The sequence below is a fragment of the Streptomyces sp. NBC_00236 genome (genome assembly GCF_036195045.1).
Classification (GTDB): Bacteria; Actinomycetota; Actinomycetes; order Streptomycetales; family Streptomycetaceae; genus Streptomyces.
The window spans coordinates 7253359-7275748 of the sequence record NZ_CP108100.1; the positions used below are offsets into that span (position 1 = coordinate 7253359).

At 72.2% G+C, this 22390-nt stretch carries 21 protein-coding genes; 9 read left to right on the top strand and 12 right to left on the bottom strand.

The features are described 5' to 3' along the window. Positions 1-9 precede the first annotated feature (9 nt). The 4 genes from OG446_RS32330 (at position 10) to OG446_RS32345 (ending at position 3984) form a co-directional block, all read left to right on the top strand. The gene (locus OG446_RS32330; protein WP_328898483.1) at positions 10-954 is read left to right on the top strand and encodes a S66 peptidase family protein; all 945 of its coding nucleotides are present in this window, start codon (positions 10-12) and stop codon (positions 952-954) included. Between the two features lie 271 nt (positions 955-1225). Further along, positions 1226-3001: a CocE/NonD family hydrolase gene (locus OG446_RS32335; RefSeq protein ID WP_328898484.1), complete on the top strand. Its 1776-nt coding sequence runs from the start codon at positions 1226-1228 to the stop codon at positions 2999-3001. 124 nt (positions 3002-3125) lie between these two features. Beyond that, a complete protein-coding gene (locus OG446_RS32340) occupies positions 3126-3365 on the top strand; it encodes a DUF1049 domain-containing protein (RefSeq protein ID WP_328897338.1) in 240 nt (79 codons plus the stop codon). 61 nt (positions 3366-3426) lie between these two features. Beyond that, entirely contained in the window at positions 3427-3984 is a 558-nt protein-coding gene (locus OG446_RS32345) for a GNAT family N-acetyltransferase (protein ID WP_328897339.1), read from the top strand. Positions 3985-4016: 32 nt separating this feature from the next. On the opposite strand, the gene OG446_RS32350 is transcribed toward OG446_RS32345, so the two are convergent. Further along, positions 4017-4967: a helix-turn-helix domain-containing protein gene (locus OG446_RS32350; protein ID WP_328897340.1), complete on the bottom strand. Its 951-nt coding sequence runs from the start codon at positions 4965-4967 to the stop codon at positions 4017-4019. Between the two features lie 95 nt (positions 4968-5062). On the opposite strand from OG446_RS32350, the gene OG446_RS32355 reads away from it, so the two are divergent. Then, positions 5063-6589, top strand: a complete 1527-nt coding sequence (locus OG446_RS32355) for an alpha/beta fold hydrolase (protein ID WP_328897341.1) — start codon at positions 5063-5065, stop codon at positions 6587-6589. Positions 6590-6785: 196 nt separating this feature from the next. Beyond that, positions 6786-7490, top strand: coding sequence for a 2-phosphosulfolactate phosphatase (locus OG446_RS32360; protein WP_328897342.1), 705 nt, complete (start codon positions 6786-6788; stop codon positions 7488-7490). A 34-nt stretch (positions 7491-7524) separates the two neighbouring features. Here OG446_RS32360 and OG446_RS32365 read toward each other — a convergent pair whose 3' ends face one another. The 7 genes from OG446_RS32365 to OG446_RS32395 form a co-directional block, all read right to left on the bottom strand. Beyond that, positions 7525-8019 carry an SHOCT domain-containing protein gene (locus OG446_RS32365; protein ID WP_328897343.1) on the bottom strand — a complete coding sequence of 165 codons (495 nt, stop codon included), beginning with the start codon at positions 8017-8019 and terminating at the stop codon, positions 7525-7527. A gap of 358 nt (positions 8020-8377) precedes the next feature. After that, the gene (locus OG446_RS32370; protein ID WP_328897344.1) at positions 8378-9445 is read right to left on the bottom strand and encodes a glycoside hydrolase family 11 protein; all 1068 of its coding nucleotides are present in this window, start codon (positions 9443-9445) and stop codon (positions 8378-8380) included. A 677-nt stretch (positions 9446-10122) separates the two neighbouring features. Then, positions 10123-10278 (bottom strand): DUF6131 family protein, encoded by a 156-nt coding sequence (locus OG446_RS32375; protein WP_328898485.1) that lies wholly within the window; start codon positions 10276-10278, stop codon positions 10123-10125. A 75-nt stretch (positions 10279-10353) separates the two neighbouring features. Then, the gene (locus tag OG446_RS32380) at positions 10354-11157 is read right to left on the bottom strand and encodes a uracil-DNA glycosylase (protein WP_328897345.1); all 804 of its coding nucleotides are present in this window, start codon (positions 11155-11157) and stop codon (positions 10354-10356) included. Positions 11158-11390: 233 nt separating this feature from the next. Continuing rightward, positions 11391-12437, bottom strand: a complete 1047-nt coding sequence (locus tag OG446_RS32385) for an iron-containing redox enzyme family protein (protein ID WP_328897346.1) — start codon at positions 12435-12437, stop codon at positions 11391-11393. Next, a complete protein-coding gene (locus OG446_RS32390) occupies positions 12434-12685 on the bottom strand; it encodes a CDGSH iron-sulfur domain-containing protein (RefSeq protein WP_328897347.1) in 252 nt (83 codons plus the stop codon). The genes OG446_RS32385 and OG446_RS32390 overlap by 4 nt, the downstream gene beginning before the upstream one ends. Then, a complete protein-coding gene (locus OG446_RS32395; RefSeq protein ID WP_328897348.1) occupies positions 12669-13346 on the bottom strand; it encodes a HemK2/MTQ2 family protein methyltransferase in 678 nt (225 codons plus the stop codon). Before OG446_RS32395 ends, OG446_RS32390 begins: the two co-directional genes overlap by 17 nt. 937 nt (positions 13347-14283) lie before the next feature. Between OG446_RS32395 and OG446_RS32400 the strand changes: the two genes are divergently transcribed. Then, positions 14284-14739 carry an SRPBCC family protein gene (locus OG446_RS32400; protein WP_328897349.1) on the top strand — a complete coding sequence of 152 codons (456 nt, stop codon included), beginning with the start codon at positions 14284-14286 and terminating at the stop codon, positions 14737-14739. Between the two features lie 169 nt (positions 14740-14908). Here the strand turns inward: OG446_RS32400 and OG446_RS32405 are convergent, their stop codons facing one another. Further along, positions 14909-17044, bottom strand: coding sequence for a cellulose binding domain-containing protein (locus OG446_RS32405; RefSeq protein ID WP_328897350.1), 2136 nt, complete (start codon positions 17042-17044; stop codon positions 14909-14911). A gap of 493 nt (positions 17045-17537) precedes the next feature. Further along, positions 17538-17891: a DUF6204 family protein gene (locus OG446_RS32410; protein ID WP_328897351.1), complete on the bottom strand. Its 354-nt coding sequence runs from the start codon at positions 17889-17891 to the stop codon at positions 17538-17540. Between the two features lie 72 nt (positions 17892-17963). Between OG446_RS32410 and OG446_RS32415 the strand changes: the two genes are divergently transcribed. Together OG446_RS32415 and OG446_RS32420 are read left to right on the top strand one after the other, a co-directional pair. After that, complete coding sequence (locus OG446_RS32415) at positions 17964-18860, top strand: arginase family protein (protein ID WP_328897352.1); 897 nt, start codon at positions 17964-17966, stop codon at positions 18858-18860. 96 nt (positions 18861-18956) lie between these two features. Further along, on the top strand, positions 18957-20936 hold the full coding sequence (locus OG446_RS32420; RefSeq protein WP_328897353.1) for a DUF5107 domain-containing protein: 1980 nt from the start codon (positions 18957-18959) through the stop codon (positions 20934-20936). Positions 20937-20950: 14 nt separating this feature from the next. Here OG446_RS32420 and OG446_RS32425 read toward each other — a convergent pair whose 3' ends face one another. Beyond that, positions 20951-21307: a VOC family protein gene (locus tag OG446_RS32425; RefSeq protein ID WP_328897354.1), complete on the bottom strand. Its 357-nt coding sequence runs from the start codon at positions 21305-21307 to the stop codon at positions 20951-20953. 102 nt (positions 21308-21409) lie between these two features. Beyond that, positions 21410-22219, bottom strand: a complete 810-nt coding sequence (locus OG446_RS32430; RefSeq protein WP_328897355.1) for a class I SAM-dependent methyltransferase — start codon at positions 22217-22219, stop codon at positions 21410-21412. Between the last annotated feature and the right edge of the window lie 171 nt (positions 22220-22390).

Genomic DNA, 22390 nt, shown 5'->3' on the forward strand with positions numbered 1-22390 from the left:
GAGGGCAGCATGGGCCTGGCGCCTCTGACCCGTCCCGCCCGGCTGCGCGCGGGCGCCCGGGTCGCCGTGGTGTCCCCGAGCGGACCGGTGCCCGCCGAGCGGCTGGAGGCGGGCCTCGACCTCCTGCGCGGCTGGGGGCTCGATCCGTTCGTGATGCCGCATGTGCTCGATGTGCACCGTGCGTTGGAGTACCTCGCCGGCGCCGACGAGGCGCGGGCCCGGGACCTCCAGGACGCCTGGTGCGATCCGTCGGTCGACGCGGTGATCTGCGCTCGCGGCGGGTACGGAGCGCACCGCATGGTGGATCTGGTGGACTGGGCGGCGATGCGGGCCGCCGGACCCAAGGTGTTCGTCGGCTACAGCGACATCACGGTGCTCCACGAGGCGTTCGCCCTGCGGGCCGGGCTCGCCACGCTGCACGGCCCGATGGTGGGCACCGAGACCTTCCTGAAGGACCCGCGGACCCAGGACTCGCTGCGGTCCACCCTCTTCGAGCCCGAGACGGTCATGACGCTGGGGCTCGACGACGCGACAGCCCTGGTGCCGGGGCGGGCCCGGGGCGTCACGTACGGCGGCTGTGTCAGTCTGCTCGCTGCCGACCTCGGCACCCCGCACGGGCGTACCTCGGCCCGCGGCGGGCTGCTGGTCATCGAGGACACCACCGAGGACCCGTACGGCATCGACCGCATCCTCACCCAGCTGCTGCGGGCCGGGGCGCTCGACGGCGTGGCCGGGGTGGTCTGCGGTTCCTGGGCGGGCTGCGGACCGTACGAGCGGGTCCGCGCGGTGCTCGCCGACCGGCTCGGTCCGCTGGGTGTGCCCGTCGTCGAGGAGCTCGGATTCGGGCACGGCCCCACCGGGCTGACGATTCCGCTCGGCGTGCCCGCCGTGCTGGACGCGCCGGCGGACGGCGGCCGGGCCACTCTCACGGTCGAGGTGCCTGCGCTGGCCTGAGCGTACGGAATACCGCGAAGGCCCCGGCGTGCGCCGGGGCCTTCGTCATGTCCGCGTTCCGCCGCGGCGGCGTGAACGGGGCCGGGATGCGAAGAAGCTGAGCAACCTTCAGGAAACGACGTCGTGGCCGTTGACACGGCTATGACCCGTGTCACAGCATGAGCGCGGCCCAATACTTACCGGTCGGTAAGGTGTCCTCGGTGTGGAGGTCCTCGTGTCGCGTGCTGTCCCCGGTTCCCGCTTCCGGTCCCGGTCGAAGTCGTCGAAGTCGCTGTCCCGCAAACCGCTCGCCCTCGTCGCAGGGGCCGTGCTCGCCGCACCCCTCGCGCTCGCCGGCACCGCACAGGCCGACACGGCCGCCGCGTCCGCGTACACCGTCACCCCGCTGAGGTTCACCGTCTCCGCGGGCGACCGCTCCTGCACCGTGGACGCCGACCTCTACCGCCCCGCCGGAGCCGACGCCCTGCACCCGGTGCCCGCCGTCCTCGCCACCAACGGCTTCGGCGGCAGCAAGTCGGACGGCTCGACCGACGGCATCGGCAAGGCGTTCGCCTCGCGCGGCTACGCCGGGCTCGTCTACTCCGGCCTGGGCTTCGGCAAGTCCGGCTGCCTCATCACGCTCGACGACCCGGAGAAGGACGGCAGGGCGGCGGCCGCCCTCGTCGACTTCCTCGGCGGGACGCGCGCCGCCGACGACGGCACCAAGGCCGACTTCGTCACCCAGGACGGCCCCGGAGACCCCACGGTCGGCATGATCGGCGGCTCGTACGGCGGAGCCATCCAGATGGCCACCGCGGCCGTCGACCCCCGCGTCGACGCCCTCGTTCCGCTCATCACCTGGAACGACCTCGGCTACGCGCTCGCCCCCAACAACGCCGGCGCGGCCCGAGGCGTCTCCTCGGACACCGCCGGCGTCTTCAAGTGGCAGTGGACCAACGGCTTCTACCTGATGGGGGAGGGGCAGACGATCCTCGCGCCCAGCCTCGACCCGTCCCGCTTCGGCAGCCTGAACTGCCTCCACTTCGCCGCGCAGGCCTGCGACACCATCCGGCTGCTCAACTCCGGCCGCTACCCGGACGACAGGACCGCGGCCATGCTCGCCTACGCGCGCAGCGTCTCGCCGGTCTCCTACCTGAACCGCGTCAAGGCGCCCACCCTCCTGATCCAGGGTCAGGCCGACAGCCTGTTCAACCTGAACGAGGCCACCGCCACGTACCGGACGCTCAAGGCGCAGGGCACCACGGCCAAGATGATCTGGCAGGCCTGGGGGCACAGCGGCGGTCAGGTGGAGGGCGAACTCGACCTGGGACAGGGCAATCTGGAGGACAGCTACGTCGGCGGACGCATCCTCGCCTGGTTCGACCGCTACCTCCGCCACGAGACGGCGAAGGACACCGGACCCGAGTTCGCCTACTACCGCGACTGGCAGAGCGGCTACGGCACCGCGGACGCCGTCCCCGGCCTGACGCGCACGATGTATCTCTCCGGCGACGGCAAGCTCGTCGACAACCGCTCCAAGGTCGCACGCGGCAGCCGCCAGTACACCAACTGGCTGATCCCCACCAGCCACTCGGAGAGCTCGCTCGCCGGTCTCATCGGGCTGCCCGACCCGAAGCCGTACGACACCAAGGGCACCTACCTCGGCTGGACCAGCGCCCCGCTCGCCTCGGCGGTCGATGTCGTCGGAGCGCCGAAGGCCACGCTGAAGGTCGTCTCGCCGAAGACGGAGCGGGTCCAGAACAGCGGTGACGCCGCCGACAGGCTCGTCCTGTTCGCCAAGGTGTACGACGTCGCGCCGGACGGCAGCAGGACGCTGGTGAACCGGCTCGTCTCGCCGGTCCGGGTGCCGGACGTGACCCGTCCCTTCACCGTCCAGCTGCCCGGCATCGTGCACCGGTACGAGGCGGGACACCGGCTGGAATTCGCGATCGCCGCCAGCGACAGCGCGTACTTCGGCAACCGCGGCATCAAGCCCGTCACGGTCGTCAGCGCGCCCGGGGACACCGGAGTGCTGCAGCTGCCCGTGGTGGGCGGCACGGGGAAGTAACGCGGTAGCACCGGTCACGGCCGTCACCCGAATGGCCGTACAACGCCGCCCCCGGGCACCCGGACGGAGCCATCCTGGTGCTCCGGGGGCGGTGGCGCATCAGACCCAGGGAAGGGGCTGCTTCATGAGCCCGAAGGATGTGTCGAGCAGTGGCAAGGGCAGTTCGGGTGCGTTCACGCCGGCCCGCATCCTGGTCCTCGTCATTGCGGTCCTGTCGATCGTGTTCATCGCCGAGAACACCAAGGACGTCGAGGTCCGCCTCATCGTCCCGCTCGTGACCGCACCGCTCTACGTGTGGCTGATCGTGATGTTCCTGGCCGGAATGGCCTGCGGGGCGTACGTCTTCCGCAGGCGCAACAAGTAGCGCCGCCCTCCGCCGCCCGGCCCGACCGCCGGGCCGGGCGGGGACGATCTAGGCTGGCCCGATGTCCGACACCACCTACCTGGCCCAGGGGCCGCGCACGGCGATCCGCCCCTTCACCCACGCCGATGCGGACGAGTTCACCTTCCGGGCCCGGGAGAGCCGCGAACTGCACCACCCCTGGCTGTTCCCGCCCGCCTCCGCCGACGCGTACGCCGCCTACGCGGGGGTGCTCATCGAGGACCCGGCAAGGGCCGGGTTCCTGGTGTGCGAGCGCACCGGTACGGCCGGGAGCGCGGACGACGGCGCGATCGCCGGGTTCATCAACATCAACAACATCGTCCTGGGCGGCTTCCGCTGCGGCGCCCTCGGCTACGGCGGTTTCGCCCATGCCGCCGGTCGCGGCCTGATGAGCGAAGGGCTCGGGCTGGTCCTCGGGCACGCCTTCGGACCGCTCGGCCTGCACCGCCTGGAGGCCAACATCCAGCCCGGCAACGCGGGTTCGATCGCGCTGGTGCGCAGGGCGGGATTCCGGCTGGAGGGCTTCTCGCCCGACTTCCTGTTCATCGACGGGGCCTGGCGCGACCACGAGCGGTGGGCGATCACGGCGGAGATGCGCTGACGCCGGGGCAGGGCTGTGGGGCGTCGCGCGCCTCAGCCCGCCGCCGCGGTCTGCGCGTCGAGCGCGGCGAACAGCCAGTCGTGCGCGGTCCCGGGGGTCGGCTCGGGCGGACCGCCGGGCGCGGTGATCACCTCGGCCGTCAGCTCCCAGTACCGGTCGATCCGTGGGTCGGCGGCCAGCTGACCGGTGAGCAGACGGCGGAAGGCCGGGGTGTCCCGGCTGCCGTACGCGCTCGCGTACGCGTCCACGAAGCTGTCCAGCTCCTGGCCGGGGCGGGGCCCCGCACCCCGGCGCAGCTGGGCGCCGGCCAGCTCGTACGCCTGCGCGAGGCCCGCGTACAGGACGGCGGGAGCACGGGAACCCCCGGCCGTCCTGTGGGCCTCGGGCTGGGGCTGCTCGGCGCCCGGGCAGGGCTGGGTCACGAGGGCGTGCAGCCGGGCGAAGGCGAGCACCTGGGCCGGCTCGGGGTCGTCGGGCGGCTGGACCACCGCCACCTCCAGGAACGCGGACGTCGCCCGGGCCGGCATGCGCGGCGGCAGCCAGCCACGCCAGAACCGGGCCAGCGAGGCCGTGCTCGGCGGTGTCGTCACCGCCCCGATCAGGCGCAGCCGGTCGGCCCGCTCACCGGGCGGGCACTCCAGCACCAGCCGCATCCCCGCCTCCCGCCAGCGCAGGGCGGTGAGCTGTGAGCCGAGTGCGCGCAACTGCCCGGCGACGGCGTCCTCCAGTACTCCGCCCGCCCCCTCCCCCTCCTCGTCGAGGACGCGGCGCACCTCGCGCACCGGCAGCCCGAGGGTGCGCAGGGAGCGGAGCAGGCGCAGCCGGCCGAGCGCGTCGGGACCGTAACGGCGATGCCCGCCGGCGCTGCGGGAAGCCTCCGGCAGCAAGCCGTTGTCGGAGTAGAAGCGGACGGCCTTGACGGTGACGCCCGCGCGCTCGGCCAGCTCGCCGATGCTCCACAGGCCGTCGTGCGAGGTGAACACTTGAACCTCCCTCTGAGGGAGCTTCTACGGTACCGGCGAGGGCGGCCCGGCGAGGGGGACCGGTCCGCCGACGACGTATCGCCAAGGAGTGGACCATGACCGAATTCATCTTGGTGTCGGGCCTGTTCACCGGTGCACATGTGTGGGAGGAGACCGCCGCACACCTGGTCTCGGCGGGTGCCGGGGTACACACGGTGAACCTGGCCGGGCTCGGCGGCTCCCGCGGCGGCACGGCGGACGCCATCGACCTGGAGACACACATCGAGGACGTCCTCGCGGTGATCGACTCGGTCGCTGCCGGAACCCGCCACCCGGACGGGATCGTCCTGGTGGCCCACGGCTACGGCACCTACCCGGTGCTGGGCGCCGCCGACCGGCGCGCGGAGCGCATCGGCCGGATCGTCTGCCTGGACACGGGACCGGGGCAGGACGGAGTGCCGGCTGCGGCCACCGTGCCGGACCCGGAACTGCGCGAGGACCTGGCCGGCCGGGCCGGTGCGGAAGGGTCCGGTGAGGACCTGGCGCCCCCGGCGCGCGACGCGTGGCAGCGCTGGGGCAGCACCGCGGGCATCCCCGAAGCGGCGCTGGACCGGCTCACCGCCCTGGCCTCGCCCCAGCCCCTGGCCACCCTGCTCCAGCCGCTGCGGCTCACCGGGGCGGCCGACGCGCTGCCCGTCACCGGCGTGCTGTGCGACGCGAACGGTTCGAGTATCGCGATGGTCCAGCAGCGGGTGGACTTCGGCGACCCGGCTCTTCTGCCGCTGGCCGGTCCGCAGGTGTCGTTCTTCGAACTCCCCACCGGACACTGGCCGATGCTGTCCCTCCCGGCCGAACTGGCCGGCGTCCTGCTGCGGGCCGCCGCAGGCGAGGGACACCACCTCGTTCCTCCGGGCTCCGGCGAACCCCCCGCACATCTGCGGCCGTTCGTGGTGGACGTGCCGGAACTCCCGCGCGAACGGACCGGGAACGTCGATCTGTACCTGCCGGACGCCGAGGGTCCCCGGCCGGCGGTGGTGTTCGTGCACGGCGGCCCGGTGCCCGCCGGAGTCGAGCCGACCCCGCGTGACTGGCCGCTCCTGCGGGGGTACGCGCGGTACGCGGCCGCGGAGGGGGTGGTCGGCGCGACACTCGACCACCGGCTGCACGACATGGCCGGCTACCCGGTCGCCGCCGCGGACGTGGCGGCAGCCGTGGAGCTGGTCCGGGCCGATCCACGGGTGGACGCGGACCGGATCGCGCTCTGGTTCTTCTCGGGCGGCGGCCTGCTCTCGGCGCACTGGCTGAGGGAGCCCCCGGCCTGGCTGCGCTGCCTCGCGGCCTCCTACCCGGTCCTGGCCCCGATCCCCGCCTGGGGACCGGTGGACAGCGGGTTCCGCCCGGCGGACGCCGTGGCGGGAGCGGGCACCCTGCCCCTCGTGATCACCCGGGTGGGGCGCGAGATGCCGGGGATCGCCGCCACGGTCGAGGAGTTCCTGACCGCGGCCACGAAGCACGGGGCGGACACCGAGGTGATCGACGTACCGAACGGCCACCACACCTTCGACGCCCTCGACCGGACGGAGGAGTCGCGCGAGGCGGTGCACCGCGCGATGCGCTCGGTGCTGGGACACCTGTCGGACTGAGGCGCCTGTCGGCCCGAGGGGCTTCCCGGAAGGTGCGGGTCTGCCGCGAGCGGGACAGGGAAGGCGGGACCGGGATTCCGGCGCAGGGCCACCACGCCGATCTCCACGAGGATGCCCGTTGGTTCGGAACCGGCCGTGGTGCGTACGCACCGGACGCGGGTGGACCGCGGATGCGGCATGCGTGATCATGACGTGAATGAAGACTCGATTCCTCGGCATCGCCGATCTCACCGAAGTTCCCGCGGTAGCAGTCGTGGTCGACGTCATGCGGGCGTACACCGTGGCCGCCTGGGCCTTCGCCCGAGGGGCGGAGAAGATCGTTCTCGCCGGCTCACTGGACGAAGCCCTCGCGCTCAAGGCGCGACACCCGGACTGGATCGCGCTCAAGGACGGCGCGGCCGCGCCGGGGTTCGACGCCGTCAACTCGCCGGGCCTGCTGCGATCCGCCGACCTCGACGGACGGACCGTGGTGCAGAAGACCACGGCCGGGACGGTCGGCGCACTCGCGGTGAAGGACGCCCCGTTGGTGCTCTGCGCCGGGTTCGTCGTGGCGGAGGCAACGGCCCGGCTGCTGCGGGCACGCGGGAGCGACAGTGTCACGTTCGTCGTCACCGGTGAGGACGGACAGGCCGACGAGGACCTCGCGTGCGCGCAGTACATCGCCGGGCGGGCCGACGGGACCGCGACGGACGCTGCCGCGTTCCTCCGCCGCGGTGCCGCGTCACGCGCCGCCACCGAGCTCACGGACGGGGTGCGCCAGGGCGTTCACGCCGATGACGTCGAACTCTGCCTGGAGCTCGACCGGTTCCCCTTCGCCATGGTGGCGACGTCGGAGGGCTCGCTCATGGTTCTGCGTCCGCACGCGATGCCCACGCCGACCGAGGAGGACAACCCGGTCTGACGGCCGGTGCGCGTGCACCGGGGCATCCGCGGGGTCAGAGCCGGCTGAGGAAGTCGGCCTTCTTCGCCTCGAAATCGGCAGGACTGATGACACCCGCGTCGCGGAGTTCGCCGAGCTGCCGCAGAAGATCCATGATCTCCTGCGCATTCTGAGCCGGAGCCGGAGCCGGAGCCGGGGCGCCCCACGCGGGAGCCGGGGCCTGGGCAGGTGCGCCCCACGCGGGAGCGGGCGCCGGGGGCGGCGCGCCCCACGCGGGCCCCGGGGCGGGCGGGTAAGGGGCTGCGTGGCCGGGGACGACCGGTGCGCCCCGGTGCTCCGGGTCCCGGGTGAGCGCGTTGTTGTCCCTGCGGTCATGAAGGGACATGGCGTGCCCGCACCCTCGGCAGTTGCGCGTGAAGGCCATGCCGGCCTCGCTGAGACCCATGGTCGCGATGCCGGCGGTCCAGCGCCCCGCCTTCCGGGCACTTTCGCCGGCGGCGCTGTTGGTGCATCGCTTGCAGTCGGGGCAGCCGGTCTGTACGCGCGCCATGATCGGTCCTTGTCGCAGCTCGAAGAATGTCGGGCGTGTCGTCCCTCGCCCGTCGACTCGAAATCGTACAAGTGCATCCAGATGGTGTGCGATGGAGGTCGGCGAGCGAGCGGGAGCCGTGCCCCTTGCCCGTAGCGCAGTCAGGACGGCTGGACCTCGTCGAAGAGGGCTACGGCCCGGGAGGTCTCCGGCGCCGGAGTTCCGCAGGTCCTCCAGGCCCAACGCCCCAAGGTCTGCCCCGTACCGGCGAACTCGTATGTGTCGTCCGAGGGCTGACTGGCTCGGCCGGCCCGAAGCCGAACGGCGCGGTGCCCGACGGGCACCGCGCCGGAGCGTGAAGGTACGCGGAAGGGCGGGGTCAGCCGACGCTGCAGCTGCCGACCGACGGGGACGGGCTGCTCGGTCCGCTGGCGGTGAAGCCGAACGATGTCGACTGCCCCGCGCCCAGGGTGCGGTTGTAACCGACCGGGGTCACGGTCAGAACGTTCCCGTTCCGGCTGGCGGTGCCGTTCCAGAGCGAGGTGACCGTCTGGCCGGCGGCCAGCGTCACCGGCACCTTCCAGTCGGTGACGCCGCTGCTGCCCGCCTTGATGGTCACCTCACCGTTGAAGCCGTCGCTCCACGAACTGGTGGTCCGGTAGGTGGCGGTGCAGGCACCCGTGCCCGGAGGAGGAGTGGTTTCCCCGCTCGGAGGCGGAGTGGTGGGCGTGGTGGTGCCGCCACCCAGGCTGACGCTGGAGCTGCCGGTGCTCTGGTAGCCCTCCGTGGCCATGATCATGTAGTAGTTGAACGCACCCATCGGCATCCCGGCCGCCTGCCAGGCGTCGAAGTGCGCGCCGGTGTTGATGGTGCCGCTGCTGCGCTTGCTCTGCCGGATGCTCCAGTACTGCTGGAAGGTCTTGGTGCCTTCCACGGAGGGCTGGTTGGTCCGGGTGGACTCGTAGATGTCGTACGTACCGCCGCCGTCGGTGACCGTGCCGCGCCTCGTGCCGGCGGAACCGGGGTTGTACGGACCGAAGTTCTCCACGATGTAGTACTCGACCAGCGGGTTGGCGGTCCACCCGTAGAGGGCGAGGTAGCCGTTGCTGCCCGGGTTGAACGAGCCGGAGTAGGTGACGGCCCGACGACTGCCGTTGCTCCAGCCGAGTCCGCCGACCCAGTTGTTCACGCCGCTCCACTGGCTGCTGTACGAGCCGGCCGTGTCCGACAGCGTCATGCTGACGGAGCCCGGGGTGTCCGTCCAGAAGGAGTAGTAGTAGCCGTTGTGCGTACCGGTCGCGTTGTTGGTGAGGACCGTTGCGGCGCGTGCCGTGCCGGGCAGGAGCAGCCCTGCCGTCCCGGCCGCCACCAGAGCCCCGGCACTGCCGAAGACGAGTTTCCTCCGGCTGACATGACGTGGGTCGGAGTTGTGGGAGGTGTCGCTCATACGGTGTTTCCTCCTCGCGAATTGCGCGGTCTGTGACCAAAGGACACGCCGAGCACACGTCGGCGTTCATCGATGGGGTGACACAGCCCGGCCGCACGCATCCCATGCACGGCCGGGGGCGTCACAACAGTCGGGCCTGGCAAGGGAGTTGTCAACGGTTTCCGTAATGTTTCCGAAACGCCGGTGACACGGTGGATCACTTCTGTGCAGGTCAGCGTGGCTGGTGGTGGAGCACCGAGGGAGGGCAGCTGAGATATTGCCGCAACGTCCGTGCCGGGACACGAGAGTTGTCGAAACTTTCGATCCCTCTTTCGGGGCACGGGGCACGGGGCACGGGGCACGGGCACGGGGGGCGGGGCGTGAGGCGCTGTGGCGCCGGACTGCTCGGTACGCGGAGGCGCCGCCGCGACGGGACACGGCACCGGGGGAGATTCACCCGGAACCCGGCCGGGGCGGACGCCGGCCCTCTCGGGGCCCGAGGGCGCGCAGGGCTACGTCAACCGTGGGCCCGGACATGCCGACCAGGTGCGAACGAAAGTGTCCGCCGTGCGCGCGCCCCCGCGCGGACGGTGTCGGCGCGCCCCTGCGCGGACGGTGTCGGCGCGCCCCCGCGCCGCCGGCACGGCCGACTGGGCAGCAGGGGCGATCCGGCCGCGGGAGACGCGGTTTCGACGCGACTACCAGTAGTGCCGCCGCCCGCCGACGGCGTGCCCCGCTGCTCCCAGTATCCAGAGAACGGCCCCGACGACGAGCAGGACGATCCCGATGGTCCACAGGATCGAGATTCCCGCCACGAAGCCGATGACCAGGAGAATGACACCGAGGACGATCATGATGTCCTCCATCCGCTTGACACTCGCTGCTATCAGCCTACGGCGCCGAGCTCCGGCCGTCGCGTTCGCGGTGCGTCAGCCGGATTCCCCGGACGGGCCCGGCCCGGCCGGCCCGGGGCTCGGTCGTACGACGGGAAGCCCGGCGGCCTGAGCGGCGTCGGCGAGTACGTGGCGCAGCATGGCCGGGGTGAGGCGGCCGGTGAACACGTTGCGCCGGCTGACGTGGTAGCAGCCGAAGACCGTCAATGCGGCTCGGGCCCCGTCCGCGGGTGCCAGCGTCACCTTGGTGCCGTGGCCGAAGGCGGGGCGGGGACGAGGCAGACTCCAGCCCGCCTGCCGAAGGGCCGGCAGGGCGGCCCGCCAGCCGAAGCCGCCCAGCACGACAACGGCGCGTGCTGTCGGTCGTAGCAGCCGCAGTTCCTGCGTCAGCCACGGGCGGCAGGTATCGCGCTCGCCGGTGGTGGGGCTGTTGGCGGGTGGTGCGCAGTGCACGGGGGCGGTGACTCGTACGCCGTACAGCTCCAGTCCGTCGCCGCGGCGCGTCGCGACGGGCCGGGAGGCGAGACCGAGCTCGTGCAGTGTCGCGAACAGAAGGTCGCCGGCTTGATCACCGGTGAACATCCGGCCGGTCCGGTTCGCGCCGTGCGCGGCGGGCGCCAGCCCCGTGATCACCATGGCCGCGTCCGCGGGCCCGAACCCGGGCACCGGGCGCGCCCAGTACTGCCAGTCGCGGAACGCGGCACGTTTGATGAGCGCCGTCTCCTCGCGCCAGGCCACCAGACGCGGGCAGGCGCGGCACGACACCAGACTCGCGTCAAGGTCGGCCAGCGTGCCGGCCCTGGCGGCGGCGGACTCGGGGTAATCCTCTGCGGTGGACATGGCTGACCCGTTTCGGAGCGGTGGACGTCGCCCAGCGGCCTGAGGCCCAGCAGCCGTCGCAGGTCGCCGAGGGCGACCGCGGGCGGCGGGTGCTCGCCGCAGTCACCGAGCGCGGCGAGACCGGAGGGAGCACGACTGCCGGGCCATGGCCCCGGGTCGGCTGCGCTCGTCGCAGGTCCCTGGCCGTACCCGCGTGCTCGTCGACCCTGGCATCACGGGCCCCGCGGGCCGGTTCACGGGCTGCCCGGATGCTGTGCGGTCGCCGGCAACGGGATGCGCAGGGCGGAGCGGCCGCCCCGCCAGGCCCTCAGCAACAGCGCACCCAGTCTGTCTTCGAGCAGGCCGGTGGCCTGGATACCGAAGGCCACTTCGGGGTCCAGGCCCGGCTCGGCCGCCAGGAGGGGGTCGATCACCTCCAGGCGGACGACTTGCTCGTGCACCGCGTCGGCCTCGACGTGCTCGTCGTAGAAACGTGCGGCGGCCGGCCCGGCACCCGTGCGCCGCATCGCCCTGGCGAGCCGCCGGGACCCGGGGGAGGACGTCACCTCGACCGCGGCGAAGTGCCCCACGAGAGCGGCACGCAACGCCCGGTGCAGACCGAACAGCGACATCACGTTGACCGTGCACAGAGCCTCCGCGGGGGCCGCGTCGAGGTAGTGACCGTAGGCGTGGTCCAGTCCGAGGTCGTCCATCAGGTCCGCGAAGAGCCGGGCGTGGATGTCCTCGGCGCGTCCGGCGCCGAACTCGTCGTACTCCACCGCCACCATCGCGGCCTTCGCACGGCCGTGCAGCCGCGGGATGACCCAGGCGTGCGGGTCGGCTTCCTTGAGGTGGTAGAGCGAGCGGAGCGCCGCGTACTCCCGGACCTGCCAGAGCAGGCCTTCGTTCTGCAGGAAGTCGCTCACTCCGGTGCCGTCGTCGACGGCCGGTTCGGTGAGGATCGTGGCAAGGGCGTCACGCGCGTCGGCCTCCCCCGGGACGTCCGTGCGCAAGGCGGTGAGGAAGCGGTGCTCCAGCGCCCCACGCAGCCGCAACAGGTCGGGATCCCACTCACGGTCGTCACCGACTCCGTCGAATCCCTGATAGTGCAGCTCGTACAGAACATAGAGCGCAAGCTGGAGATCGTCCCCGTAGGGATCGGTCCCGGACACGGAGTGCGGATCCACCTGAGGTGCGTGGCCGTCCCGCAGGGCCGACAGGACGGCCCGGGAGAGCACTCCGCGCGAGGTGGGCAGTGCCGGGCTGACGTCACGCGATTCGGAGTAGAGCGCGGTGGTCATGCTGTCGCACCTGATTCCGGGTCGGTGGCCGTGTCGGTCCCGGTCCTGGCAGGCGGGGCTGAGCGGCTGCGGTGGCTGGTGTCGCACCAGGGATAGCGGCGACTGCGGCGGCAGGTGCACACCGCCACCATGAAGCGATCGGAGGTGACAGCCACGCCGTCATGTCCGGCGACGGTGACGGGTCCCTCCACCAGGAGCGGTCCGCCGGGTTCGAGGCGGACACGGCGGGCGTCAGATGTATCGCGCACGGATGACCACCAGTTCCTCTTTGTCCTGTCCTGAGTCGTCCAACAGTCCCTGATCGCGGAGCCACGGGAGGCGGGAGCGCAGGACGGGTCCCAGGGGGATGAGCTCGCGGTCGATGACCTCCGCGTCGAGGCGCGCCCGTGCGAGGACGTCGATCGTGGTCTGGTCGCCGCACATTTTCGAATGGACCATGAGCAGCGTTCCGCCGGGTCGCAGAACGGTCGCGGCGGTCGCACAGACCCGGTCGACGACGGCGCGGCCGTCCGGACCGCCGTCCCACGCACGGGCTCTGCCCCGCAGCGGGGGTCTTGCGGTCGGCGAGGGAACGTACGGAGGGTTACTGAGGACCATGTCGTACTGTTCCGCGTCGAGAGCGGACAGGTCGCGATACCGGACGGTGACCCGGCTGCGGTGGAGGGCGGCGTTCACCCTGGCGCACAGCACCGCCCTGTGCGAGATGTCGACGGCGGTGACGCGTGCGCCCAACCGGGCGGCGTGCACGGCCAGGGCCCCGCTGCCGGTCCCCAGTTCCAGGACACGTGTCCCGGGGCTGATGTTCTCCCGGGCGAGAGCCCGCATGAGGAGGTGCGTGTCGTGTTGCGGAGCGTAGACGCCCGGCACCGTCACGATGCGCCGTGGCATGCCCAGAGGTGATACGGCCATGGCCACCTCTCGCCGTCGTAGTGGCGCCGACCGGTCGCCGCCTGTCCAGGATGTGCCGAGCGCAGGACGGGCGCCATTCCGGCGGTCACGGACCGTGTCCGGCACGCCTTGTCCCGCAGGGCCCGCAGCGGTACGGCCGTCCACGCGGATGGTCCCGTGGAGGGAAGCGCGCGTGTGGCCGCGGAGGGGCATAGGCGCACCGAACCGCTCGCGGGGGCGCTCCGCCACGACATCGAGGGAGCCGACAGCCGCGGCGTCCTCCGCCGCGGCCGGCACCCCGGCCGGACCGATCCGGTCATGTGTCACTGCAGCCTCCCCGGGTTCGGGGCTCTCCTGCCCACCGAAACCGAAAGGATGGGCCGCTGCGGCATATGTTCCAGAACCACTCGGCCTCGGCGGGAGTGCGTTCCCTTGGGACACCCTCCAATTCGGGTGCACGGACGCTCACCCGGGAAAAACGGAGGCCAATGCGTCCGGTGCTGCATGACCGACGACACGTTCGCGCAAGGACGAACGGCGTCGGCGCCCGGCCACGGCAGGCCCCCGTGAACGAGTGCGGATGATGGGTGAGCGATGGTTCCCCGGCCGCCGCACCCTCCGTAAAGCTGGGCCCCCGCGAAGAGAATCGGACCGGGTGAACGGTGCGCCGACGGGGGAAATGGCGAGCTCGCCTGTCCGGCCGCATCCTGAAGTAAGGGAAAGCCTTGCGGGGGCGTTTGCGCGGTTCCTTACAAGAACGCCCAGGACAAGCGGGACGGGATGATCGCAACGCTGCTGATTCCCTGAGCGCAAGGTCCGACCTGCCTCGGGGAAGGGGCACCCGACACCCGGTGGGCGAGCGGATCTCCCGGAGGCCGGCCACCCGGGCGCGGGGCCGGGCTCACCCGGACGGGCCGGCACGGGAAGGACCGCGAGTCCGACGAGACGTGGAGGACCGATGGCCGTACGACATCGATTGATCGAAAGTCCCGTGGAGGATGTCTGGGCCGTTCTGGCCGACGGTACGCGGTACGGCGACTGGGTGGTCGGTACGTCGAAGTCGCGTCCTGAGGAAGGGGAGTGGCCGCAGGTCGGCTCCTGCATCACCTATGTGATCCGGCTCGGTCCGTGGTCAGTGGCGGGAAGCACCGTCGTACGACGGTGCGAGCCTCCCCGTGTGCTGGAACTGGAGGTCGACAGCGGGTGGGCCGGTACGGCCCGGATCGCTCTGGAAGTCCGGCCCTGGGGTGAGAACACACTGGTGACCATCGATGAACACCCGCTGCGCGGACCGGCCGGAAAGCTTCACAACGCAGCCGCGGACGCGCTGATCCAACTGCGCCATCGCAGCATGCTCGCCCGGCTGGCGGACACGGTCGAGAAGGCCCCGCACGGCAGGCACGGCTCCGGCTGAAACCGACACCGCAGAGGGCCCGGAGACGTTCGCCGCGGGCGACGGTGCTGCCTGGCTCGACCGGTACGGCACGTGGGACCGCCGGGGCCCGGACCTTCCGCGGGCGACGATCCGCCCGCGCGCGTGCGGCCCCGCCCGTCGGAGGACGGGCCGGGCCGCACGCCGTGGGTCAGGAGGTGCGGCAGACCGTGCCGTTGAGGGTGAACGCCGTCGGGGTGGGGTTGGCGCCGTCGTTGGCTCCGACGAAGCCGAAGGTGGCGGTGGAGCCGCCGCGCGGGGCCAGCTCGGCGTTGGTGCCGTTGTCGGTCACATGGACGCGCGTGCCCGAGCCGGAGACGTTTGCGTTCCAGGAGCTCTGCACGGACTGGCCGGTGGACGGCCAGGTGAAGTCCAGGGTCCAGCCGTTGACCGGGGCGTCACCGACGTTGGAGACCGTGACGGTGGCGACGAATCCGTTGCCCCAGCCCCTGTCCACCCGGTAGTTGACCAGGCAGCTGCTGGCGCGCGGAGCCGTGGTGGCGAAGGTCAGCGGCTCGGAGGGGCGCGAGAGGCGGCCGTCGGCGTCCCGGGCGAGGACGTTGACCGTGTGCTCGGAGCCCGGCGGCAGGTTGTGCAGCGTCGCCGAGGTGGAGGTCGAGGTGGTGAGCAACTGGGCGTTGGTGCCCAGCTGTTCGTACACCTCGTAGCGCACCGCCTTGCCGTTCGCGGGGGCCGTCCAGCTCACCGTGGCGGTCGAGCTGTCCACGGCGGTGGTCCTCGGTGCGCCGGGCGCTCCGACCGAGGCCGCGGTGGCGTGCGGGGCGACGGTGATCGTGGTGATCGAGTACGGCGGCAGCACCTGGTCTTCTCCGGCGGTGGCGGCCACCCGGGTGATATCGGTGTCGCCGCGGCCGTAACGGTGCACGACCGGCGCCTGGGCGGTGGGCGTGTATCCGGCGTAACTGATGTCCGCGGTGCGGGAGTTCAGCGGGTCCTTGTTGATCAGCATCACGCTCAGCGTGCCGTCGGCCCGGTGCACGGCATGCGCGGAGACCTGGTCGCTGTCGGTGGAGGAAGCGACCATCGTGTCACCGGGGCGGCCCAGCTTGGTCAGCGACTTGATGCCGTAGTACGGGTGGAACGGTGTGTTCACGGCCGGCTGGCAGACGTCGCCGACGCAGCCGCCGCTGGAGAGCAGGCCGAAGTCGTTGAAGTCGGTGTCGCCGTCCACCGTCTCCACCTTGGTGGGCCCGTTGTGGACGTTCCACCAGTCGACGTTGAAGACGCCGTTCTCCAGCGCCGTCATGTAGGTGTCCGCGGCGAACAGGCCGTTGGGGCGGCTGTTCATCTGGACGTTGGAGTTGACCTCGGTGAGCGCGATGCCGATCTCCGACGAGCGTTCCCCGGCGTACCGGTCGATCTGCCTGCGGACCTCGCGGAGCTGTCCGGGCAGCCGGGCGGTCCGGTCCAGGGCCTCGTCGGCGGTGGCGCCGCCCGGGTAGGAGTGCACGATGGTGAAGTCGATCGTCCCGGCGACCTCGGACAGCACGGTGTGGTTCCAGTCGGCGGAGTCTCCTGGGCCGGTGATGCCGTCCGGCCAGTCGCCCGGCGTCGTCAGCACGGCGCCGATCTTGATCGTCGGGTCGACCGCCTTCATCGCACCGGCGTAGGCGAGGACGTTGCGGGCGTACTCGCGCGGGCTCTTGTCCGGGTGGTCGTCGGCCTCCCAGCCGTTGCCGTAGTGGCCGTTGCCGTAGATCTCGTTGCCGATCTCCCAGTACTTCGCCCCGTAGCCGCGGGTGACGTTGGCGTACCGGACCCAGTCGGCGGCCTCCTGCGGGGTGCCGGTGCCGTAGTTGGCGATGATCATCGACTGGGAGCCGGAGGCGCGGACGCTGCCCATGAACTCGTCGAAGGTGGTGCCGGGAGCCACGTAGCCCCCGGGGGCGGTGTGGTCCTTCCAGTGGTAGATGTCGCCGTAGGAGCCGCCCGGGTAGCGCATCATGCCGACACCCGCATCGCCCAGCAGGCCGGTCACGTCGGGGTCGTTCATGTGCGAGTCCCAGAGCGCGTGGTTGACCCCGAACGCCGCCTTGTCGATCGTGCCGAGCCCCACCCCCGCGTTGACGGAGACCTCGACGGCCGACGCCGCTGCGGCCGGGTCCGCGGTGGCCCGGCCGGTCGCGGCGGGTGCCGGGGGAGCGGCGGCGAGGGCGGCGACCGTGGCCAGAACGCAGACGAGTGCTGCGGCGGGGCGTCTGTCCGCGGTTCGTCCGGCCCTGCGGTGCGGCCGGCCCAACCGGCCGGGGAGGTGTGCGAGCGGCATGGCGTGTCCTCCTCGGGCGAGCGCCGCGTCGGTCGGCGTAACGCCCGGTGTGAGTGGTCGGTGGGTGCCATCGGTGCGGAGCACCCGTGGGAGCGCTCCCACGATGATGTGGGGGAGGCATGACCGCGTCAATGGTGCGGACGAGGGCAATCCCGATCTCCCGTTACCCGTGCGGCCGTTGGGCCTCCGCGCGCCACCGGGCGGGCGGAGGCGGGCCGGTGATGCGGGCGGGCGGAGGCGGGCCGGTGATGCGGGCGGGCGGAGGCGGGCCGGTGATGCGGGCGGCCGGCTGGTCCGGGTGCAGGCCCAGCCGGTGCAGGGCTCGGGGCGGATGCGGATCTCGGCCGGGCTGAGCCAGGGACTTTTCAGGGACTCTCAGCTCTGTCGGAGGGGCTGTCGAGGGGCGATCCGGTCTGCAAACCGATAAGTCCGTGACAGAGCTGAAAGCAGAGATCTCCTGATCAGCGGTGTGGTGGCCGTCGCCGGCCCGCCGTCACCCCGCCTCCGGCCCCCGCCGCCCCTTGTAGTTGATCTTCATGGTGTCCATGTCCGTCGCGGTGGACCGCAGTTCACCGTGCCCGTAACCGGCCTTCCGCAGCGCTGTCTCCGCCCGGTCCTCGGCGATCGCGGCGGCCATCTCCTCGCCGTCCTCGGCGTCCGACACCACCACGTAGCGGAAGCTGAAGTGCTTGAGCACGCGGTCATAGGTCAGCGACCCCTCCTCGCTGAACTGCATCGCGGCCAGGCCGTGCTGCTCCACCTCGGCCAGCAGGCGTTCGCGGGCCTCGTCCGTGAGCCCTTCCCACGTGCCGCGCACGATCACCCGGTACGTGTGCTGCGTGCCCATTGTGTCCCGCCGTTCCTGTCGCATTCCGCAAACCGATTGAGGTGCCAGCCTACGGCGCGCAGGATGGGGCGCATGCGGAATATTGTGGTGCTCGACGCCCCCTCCAACCTGGGCCTTCGCCCACCCGCCCCCGGCACCGTGCCCGGCTGCTACAAGCTTGCCGGTGCCCTGCGCGAGCAGCGGATCGTGCAGCGGCTCGGTGCGTCCGAGGGCGGGGTCGTCGTACCGCCCCGCTACGACCGCGGGGCGTGGCAGGAGGGGGACGGGGTCTTCAACGCCGCCGCGATCGCGCGGTACACCCGCACCCTCGCCGATCGCGTCGAGCACCACGTGCGCGCCGGTGACTTCCCCCTCGTGCTGGGCGGCGACTGTTCCATCCAGCTCGGTGCCTCGCTCGCCCTGCGCCGGATCGGCCGCTACGGACTGGTGTCGGTCGACGGGTCCGCCGACTTCCGCCATGCGGGCAACGGCGGCGGGATCGGGGCCGCTGCCGGTGAGGAGCTGGCCATCGCCACCGGTCGGGGGCAGGACGATCTCGCCGACCTGGAGGGGCTGCGGCCCTACCTCAGGGACGAGGACGCGCGGGTTCTCGGCATCCGCGACTACGACGAGGGCCGCACCGAGCTCGCCGACCTGAAGATCCCGGTGGCGACCGTCGGGGAGATCCGCGAGCAGGGTGCCGCCGCACTGGCGGGCGGCATCGTGCGGAGCCTGGAGGGCCCGGAGCTCGACGGGTACTGGGTCCACCTGGACGCCGACGTGCTCGACCCCTCGGTCATGCCCGCAGTCGACAGCCCGGACGACGGCGGACTGCTTCCCGGCGAACTCGGCCCCCTGCTGCGGACGCTGGTCGCCTCGCCCCGCTGCGTCGGCCTCAACGTCACGGTCTACGACCCCGATCTCGACCCCGACGGCACGGCCGGCGCGCTGCTCGCCGACCTGGTGGTCGCGGCTTTTGCCGAAGTCTGACGGCCGATCCCCTGGTCCGGGCGGCGTCCAGCGTGTTCCATGGTCATCGGGGGGCGCCCGGACCTGCGGCGGCCCGCGCGAGGGAGCGAGGTTGCCGTGGCCACCACCGTACGACGCACCGTACTGACCCTGCCCGCAGCGGCGACGGGGCCGGAGAATCCGCTGCCCGCGCTGCGGCCCCTGGACGAGATGCACGTCGTCGACGACCGGGACCGGGCGGCACTGCCCCGCGACATGGCACGCCAGATCGGCCACGAACCCCTCGCCACCGTCCTTCCCGTCCGGATCCTCGACGGCTACGGACGCGAACGCACCCCCATGGACCTCGACGCGATCGTCATCGAGAACGACCGGTTGCGGGCCACCGTGCTCCCCGGGCTCGGCGGGCGGATCCACTCCCTCGTCCACAAGGCGGACGGCCGCGACCTCGTCTACGCCAACCCCGTGCTGCAGCCCGCCGACTTCGCGCTCAACGGCGCCTGGTTCTCCGGCGGCATCGAGTGGAACATCGGCGCGACGGGTCACACCACCCTGTCCTGCGCCCCGGTGCACGCCGCCCTGGTCCCGGCGCCGGACGGCGGTGAGATGGTCCGGCTCTGGGAGTGGGAGCGGCTGCGCGACCTGCCGTTCCAGGTCGATCTGTGGCTGCCGGAGGACTCCGACTTCCTCCACGTCGGCGTGCGGATACGCAACCCGCACGAACACCCCGCACCCGTCTACTGGTGGTCCAACATCGCTGTCCCGGAGGGCGAACACACCAGGGTGCTGGCGCCCGCCGACGAGGCCTGGCACTTCGGGTACGAGCGGACGCTGACCCGGGTCCCGATGCCCGAGACCGGGGGCGTCGACCGGACGTATCCGCTGCGCGGCGACTTCCCGGCGGACTACTTCTACGAGGTGCCCGACGGCGCCCGCCGCTGGATCGCCTCCCTGGACGAGCACGGCCGCGGCCTCGTCCAGACCTCCACCGACCTGCTGCGCGGCCGCAAGCTCTTCCTCTGGGGCAGCGGGCCCGGTGGCCGCCGCTGGCAGGAGTGGCTCACCGAGCCCGGCACCATCGGCTACGCGGAGATCCAGGCAGGGCTGGCCCGCACCCAGCTGGAGCACGTGCCGCTGGAGCCCGGCGGGGAGTTCAGCTGGCTGGAGTCGTACGGGCCGCTCGCCGCCGACCCGGGCGCCGTGCACGGCAGCGACTGGGCCGTGGCCCGGGCCGAGGCCGAGCAGCGGCTCGCCGAGGCGCTGCCGCGCGCCGACGTGGACGCCGCGTACGAGGCGTGGCGGCGCTGCGCCGACACGGAGCCGGGCGAGATCCTCGCCACCGGTTCGGGCTGGGGCGCCCTCGAAGTACGCCGCGCCGGATACAAGCTGCCCGGCACCCCGTTCCCGCCGTCGACGCTCGGCGAACAGCAGGAACCCTGGCTCCAGCTCCTGGAACAGGGCGCCTTCCCCGAACCGAGCCGCGTCGCCCCGCCCGGGCCCAGCCTCGTCTCCCCGCACTGGCGCGACATGCTGGAGACGGCCTCCGCCGAACCGCTCACCGAATACCACCTCGGCGTCGCCCAGTGGCATGCCGACGACCGCGCCCAGGCGGTGCGCAGTTGGGAGCGCGGCCTCGCCCTCGCCCCGTCGCGCTGGCCGTTGCTGCGCTGTCTCGCCGTCGCCGCCCAGGAGAGCGGCCAGCGCGACAGGGCGGCCGACCATTACGCGGAGGCGTTCGACGACCTGTGCGCGGAGCGGCGCGACGAGGGCGAGGCCTGGACGGCGGCCATGGCGGCCCTCGGCCGGGAGGCGATCGAGGCGCTGCTGGCCGCGGGCCGCACCGCCGGTGCCCGCGCGGTCTGGGCCGGCCTGCTCCCGGACATCCGCCTCCGAGGCCGCTTCCGTCTCCTGGAGGCGCGCCTCCTGCTCGCCGAGGGCGACCGGGCGGCGGCCCGCGCCCTGTTCGACGAGGGCTTCGAAGTCGCCGATCTGCGGGAGGGCGCGGAGATCCTGGACGAGGTGTGGGCCGAACTCACCGCCCACACCGGAGAACCGCTGCCGGACGCGTACAACTACCGGATGCGGCCGCGGGGCTGACGCCGGGGGGAGGCTCAGCCGGCCGGCCGGTTGCGGTCGACGTACTCGAAGACCGAGCCGTCCGGGTGCACCGCGATCAGGTTGCGGCCGGCCGGGGTGGGCACCGGGCCCGCGATGACGCGCGCGCCGACCCGGATCAGGGAGGCGTGGGCCTCGTCGACGTCCTTCACGGCGATCGTCGCGGTCACCTTGCGCAGGATCTCCAGCTCGGACTCGGGGCCGCTCATCAGCAGGAAGCAGCCGATGGCGGCGACGGACACCCCGCCGCGCTCGAAGCGCAGCGCCGGACTGGCCGTGAGGCCCTCGTAGAAGGCCACCGAGGCCTCCAGGTCGTCGACGCAGATACGCAGCGTGGTTCCCAGGATTTCCATGCCGAACAGGGTAGTTGGCCGGTCAGCGGTCTGTGATCGATTCGGCGCAGGGGAGCGGGGCGACCCGGGGCCGGCGTACGGGGCCGGCCCCGGACCGGTGGATCAGGCCCGGCAGAGGATCTCGCCGTGCGGGACCATGAACCAGCCGTCGCCCTGCTCGCCCCAGGTGTGCCAGGCCTCGGAGATCGCGGTGAGCTCCTCGGCGGTGGCGTGGCCGCCCTCGACCGCCAGCTTCGCGTAGACCGAGCCGACCGTGCGGTCCGCCCACAGGCCGCTCCACCAGTCCCGGCTCTCCGGGGTGGCGAAGCACCAGGAGGCGGCCGTCGGGGTGATGTCGGTGAAGCCCGCCTCGCGCGCCCAGGAGAGCAGCCGGCGGCCCGCGTCCGGCTCACCGCCGTTGGCCCGTGCCACCCGGCGGTACAGGTCCAGCCAGCCGTCCATCACCGGTGACTCGGGGAACCAGCTCATGGCCGCGTAGTCGCTGTCGCGGGCCGCGACGATGCCACCGGGACGGCAGACCCGCCGCATCTCGCGCAGCGCCTGCACCGGGTCGCCGACGTGCTGGAGCACCTGGTGGGCGTGGACCACGTCGAACGTGTCGTCGGGGAAGTCCAGGGCGTGCACATCGGCCACGGCGAACTCGACGTTCTCCAGGCCCCGTTCGGATGCGGTGTCAGCCGCCTGGGCGAGGATCTCCCGGGCGGTGTCGACCGCGGTCACGCGGCCCGGGGCGACCAGAGCGGCCAGGTCCGCGGTGATGGTGCCGGGCCCGCACCCGACGTCCAGCACGCTCATGCCGGGCCGGAGTTCGCCGATGAGGTAGGCCGCGGAGTTGGCGGCGGTGCGCCAGCGGTGCGAGCGCAGCACCGACTCGTGGTGGCCGTGGGTGTAGACGGCGGTCTCCTTCGGCATGACCGTGCATCCTCTCTCGAGTGCGAACCGCGAAACGCGGGCCGCGAAGCGCTGATCGGTACGGTCACCGTATGCCCTGACTCCGAATAATGAGATAGGTATCTTGCTATATGGACATGTGCGGGATGGTGAACCGACGCGAAAGGGCGGCCGACTCGGTGTCGACCGCCC